We start from the raw sequence: 4618 nt of genomic DNA on the forward strand, positions 1-4618 counted from the left end.
CCCTTCTACTCCACCGTCACCGGCACCCTCACCGACACCACCGAACTCGACGCCGCCTACTGGTACCGCAACCTCCGCCACACCGTCGACTTCCAAACCACCATCCACACCCTCCTCAACCACGGCCACACCGTCTTCGTCGAAACCAGCCCGCATCCCGTCCTCACCATCGGCATCAACGACACCATCGAAGCCGCCGACACCACCGGTGCCGTTCGTGCCGTCGTCACTGGCTCCCTCCGTCGCGGCGAAGGCGACGTCCGACGGTTCCTGCGGTCGCTGGCGGAGGTTTCGGTCGCCGGAGCGGAGGTGGACTGGCGGGCCGTGTTCCAGGGAACGGGTGCCCGTCGGGTGGACCTGCCGACCTACGCCTTCCAGCGCGAGCGGTACTGGCTGGAGCCGGCGCGGGGCGCGGGTGACGCGTCCGGGCTGGGCCTGGGAGGAGTCGATCACCCGTTGCTGGGCGCGGCGGTTCCGCTCCCCGGTTCGGACGGCTGCGTGCTCACCGGTGCGCTGTCACTCGCCGGTCAACCGTGGCTGGCGGACCACGCGGTACAGGACGTGGTGCTCCTGCCGGGCTCCGCGTTCGTGGAGCTCGCGTTGCAGGCGGGTGCCCGGGTCGGCTGTGACATCCTCGACGAACTGACGCTGCACGAACCGCTGGTGCTTCCCGAGCACGAGACCGTGCAACTCCAGGTGTCGGTCGGCGGAGCGGACGAGTCCGGCCACCGGGAGATCGGGGTGTATTCCCGACGTGACGACGACTGGACGCGTCATGCCGGCGGAGTCCTCCGCACGGGCGCTGCCGCGGACGCGGCGGGGTCGGACGACCTCCGGGCCTGGCCGCCGGACGATGCCGAGCAGGTCGGCGTCGACGAGGTGTACGGGGGGATGGCCGACCGGGGCTACCGGTACGGCGCGTCCTTCCAGGGTCTGCGCGCGGCCTGGGTCCGCGGGGACGAGGTGTTCCTGGAGGTGGCGTTGCCCGAGGGCGTGTGGGGGGATGCGGCGCGCTGTTCGGTTCATCCGGCGTTGCTCGACGCCGCCCTGCACGGCATCGCTCTGGGTGACTTCGTCTCCGAGCCCGGCCAGGGGTACCTCCCCTTCGTCTGGAACGGTGTGAGCCTGCACTCCGTGGGGGCGTCCACGGTGCGGGTCGCCCTGCGGTCCGCCGGTACGGACGCCGTGACGGTGCGGATCGCCGACGCGGTCGGTGAACCGGTACTGTCCGTCGACTCACTGGTGATGCGGCCGCTGTCCGGGCAGCGCCCGCTGCGGGTCGGCGGTCGGCAGACCGACGCGCTGTTCCGCCTGGCCTGGACCGAAGTGCCCCTGCCCGCCGCCCCCGACGTCCCGGGTTCCGGACCCGGAACGCCCGCTCCCTGGGCGCTGTTGGGCGGCCGTGGCGACGAGCTGAAGTTGACGTCCGCACTGGAGGCGGCCGGAGTGTCGCTGGAGCTCGCCCATGGCCTGGACGCGCTGGAGCGGGTGCCGGACGTGCTGCTGGTGCCGTGTTCGCACGACGTCCGTGACGCGTCGGCCACGGCGGCGACCGCGATCGCCCTGCACCAGATGCTGCGCCTGACCCAGGAGTGGCTGGCGGACGACCGGTTCGCCGACACCCGTCTCGTGGTACTGACGCACCGTGCCGCGGCCACGTCCTCCGACGACGACGTGGAGGACCTGGCCGGTGCGGCAGTGAGGGGCCTGCTGCGCAGCGCCCAGTTGGAACATCCCGACCGGATCGTGGTCGTCGACCATGACGCCTCGGACCTCGGTGTACTGCCCGCGGTACTCGCGGCGGGGGAACCGGACGTGGCGTTGCGGGCGGGCAAGGCGCTGGTACCCCGGCTTGCTCCGGCGTCCGTCCCCGACGGGGACACAGCCGTGTGGGACCGGGGCACGGTGCTCATCACCGGTGGCACCGGGACTCTCGGCGGGCTGGTCGCCCGGCACCTGGTGTCCGAGCACGGTGCCCGGGATCTGGTGCTGGCCGGCCGCGGCGGCCCCGAGGCGCCCGGGGCCGGGGAACTGGCGGCCGAGCTGGAGGCGTTGGGCGCCCGCGTCCGGCTGGCCGCGTGTGACGTCGGTGACCGTGCCGCCCTCGCCGGTCTGCTGGACACCCTTCCGGAGCTGCGGGCGGTCGTGCACACGGCCGGTGCGGTAGCCGACGGGGTGATCGGTTCACTGGCCCCCGACCAGGTCGACGCGGTCCTGTGGCCCAAGGCGGACGCGGCATGGCACCTCCACGAACTGACGCGTGAGCTCGAACTGGACGCCTTCGTCCTGTTCTCCTCCGCCGTAGGGGTGCTGGGCAACGCCGGCCAGGCCAACTACGCCGCCGCGAACGCCTTCCTCGACGCGCTGGCGACCCACCGCCGGGCTCAGGGGCGTACGGCGGTGTCCGTCGCCTGGGGCTTCTGGGAGCAACGCAGCGGGCTGACCACGCACCTGTCCGACGAGGACCTGGCCCGGCTGCGCGGCCAGGGAACGGCACCTCTGCCGGTACGGCAAGGGCTGGAGCTGTTCGACACCGCGTGCCGCAGCGCCGACGCCGTCCTCGTGGCGAGCCCGTTGGACGTCGGGGCGCTGGCCGCGGCCGGTTCCGTACCGCCCGTACTGCGTGGCCTCGCGCCGGCGGTACCGGTACGGAAGGCTGCTGAGAGCGGTGACGGCGGGGCCTCACTGCGGCGCCGTCTGACGGAGCTGTCGGCGGCGGAACAGAGCCAGGCCGTGCTGGAACTGGTCCGCCGGCAGGTCGCGGCGGTGCTCCGGTACGCCGACACGCGGGCGGTGGACACGACGCGGACGTTCCAGGAGGCCGGCTTCGACTCGCTGACCGCGGTCGACCTGCGCAACCGGCTCACGGCCGCAACCGGCGTCCGGTTGCCCGCGACAGCCGTCTTCGACTACCCGACACCGGCTGCGCTGGGTGCGTACCTGCTCACACGGGTGGCACCGGAGGCGGCCGATCCGGTCGCAGCACAGCTCCGGCAGCTGGACAGGGTGGCTTCCGTGATCTCCGCCATGGCCACGGACGCCACCTTGCACGAGCGGCTGTCGGAACGCATGGAGTCCATCGTCGCGATGTGGGCGGACCTGCGACGGCCCACGCAGGCGGACCCGGCGGGGCAGGACCTGGACTCCGCCTCATTGGAAGACATGTTCGGCATCATCGACCAGGAACTCGATGGGTCATGACCGACACGAACGACCGACCAGTAGTCATCGAGGGGAACGGCGAACAGATGTCGAACGACGAGAAGGTCCTCGCGTACCTGAAGAAGCTCACCTCCGACCTTCGTCAGACTCGGCAGCGTCTCAGCGACGTCGAGGCGAAGAGCCGGGAACCGATCGCGATCGTCGGGATGAGCTGCCGCTTCCCGGGTGGTGCCGCGTCACCGGAAGACCTGTGGCGGCTGGCCGACTCGGCGGTGGACGCGGTGGGCGGCTTCCCGGCCGACCGCGGCTGGGACCTGGCCGGCGTGTACGACCCGGACCCCGACCGCGCGGGGCGCTCGTACGCCCGGGAGGGCGCGTTCGTCCATGACGCCGCCGACTTCGACCCCGGCCTGTTCGGTATCTCGCCGCGTGAGGCACTGGCGATGGACCCGCAGCAGCGGCTGCTGCTCGAGGCGTCCTGGGAGGTCTTCGAACGGGCGGGCATCCCGGCCTCCTCGGTCAGGGGCAGCCGTACCGGCGTGTTCGCCGGGTTGATGTACTCCGACTACATCTCGCGACTGCCCTCCGTGCCGGACGAGCTCGAGGGGTATTCCGGTATCGGCAGTGCGGCGAGCGTCGCCTCGGGCCGGGTGTCCTACACGTTCGGGCTGGAAGGTCCGGCGGTGACGGTGGACACGGCGTGCTCGTCCTCGCTCGTCGCCCTGCACCTCGCGGTCCAGGCGCTGCGGGCGGGCGAGTGCTCGCTGGCGCTCGCCGGCGGCGTGACCGTCATGGCGACGCCGGGTACGTTCGTCCAGTTCTCCCGTCAGCGGGGGCTCGCGGCGGACGGCCGCTGCAAGTCCTTCGCGGCGGCGGCGGACGGTACGGGGTGGGGTGAGGGTGTCGGCATGCTGCTGGTGGAGCGGCTGTCCGACGCCGTGCGGAACGGGCATCAGGTGCTGGCCGTGGTCCGGGGCTCCGCCGTCAACCAGGACGGCGCCTCCAACGGGCTGACCGCGCCCAACGGCCCTTCACAGCAGCGGGTCATCCGGGCAGCGTTGTCGAACGCCGGGCTGGCGGCCTCGGACGTCGACGCGGTGGAGGCCCACGGCACGGGCACGACGCTGGGCGACCCCATCGAGGCGCAGGCGCTCCTCGCCACCTACGGCCAGGACCGCGACACCGGTCGGCCGCTGCTGCTCGGCTCGGTCAAGTCCAACATCGGCCACACCCAGGCCGCCGCCGGCGTCGCCGGCGTCATCAAGATGGTCATGGCGATGCAGCACGGAGTGCTGCCGCAGACCCTGCACGTGGACGAGCCCACCCCGCACGTCGACTGGGCCTCCGGTGCCGTGGAGTTGCTCACGGAGCGGACGGACTGGCCCGAGAACGACAGGCCGCGGCGGGCCGGTGTGTCCGCGTTCGGTGTGAGCGGCACCAACGCGCACGTGATCCT

2 protein-coding genes are annotated in these 4618 nt (G+C 72.2%); both read left to right on the forward strand.

Annotation, left to right across the window (positions count from 1 at the left end; all coding sequences use genetic code 11):
• On the forward strand, nucleotides 1-3201 hold a 3201-nt coding region (locus tag ACH4F2_RS35080; RefSeq protein ID WP_398136731.1), incomplete at its 5' end, for an SDR family NAD(P)-dependent oxidoreductase.
• A 47-nt stretch (nucleotides 3202-3248) separates the two neighbouring features.
• Nucleotides 3249-4618, forward strand: a 1370-nt coding sequence (locus ACH4F2_RS35085; RefSeq protein ID WP_398136732.1) for a type I polyketide synthase, incomplete at its 3' end; no start/stop codon positions are given.

It is taken from the genome of Streptomyces sp. NPDC017890 (assembly GCF_044328675.1).
Classification (GTDB): domain Bacteria; phylum Actinomycetota; class Actinomycetes; order Streptomycetales; family Streptomycetaceae; genus Streptomyces.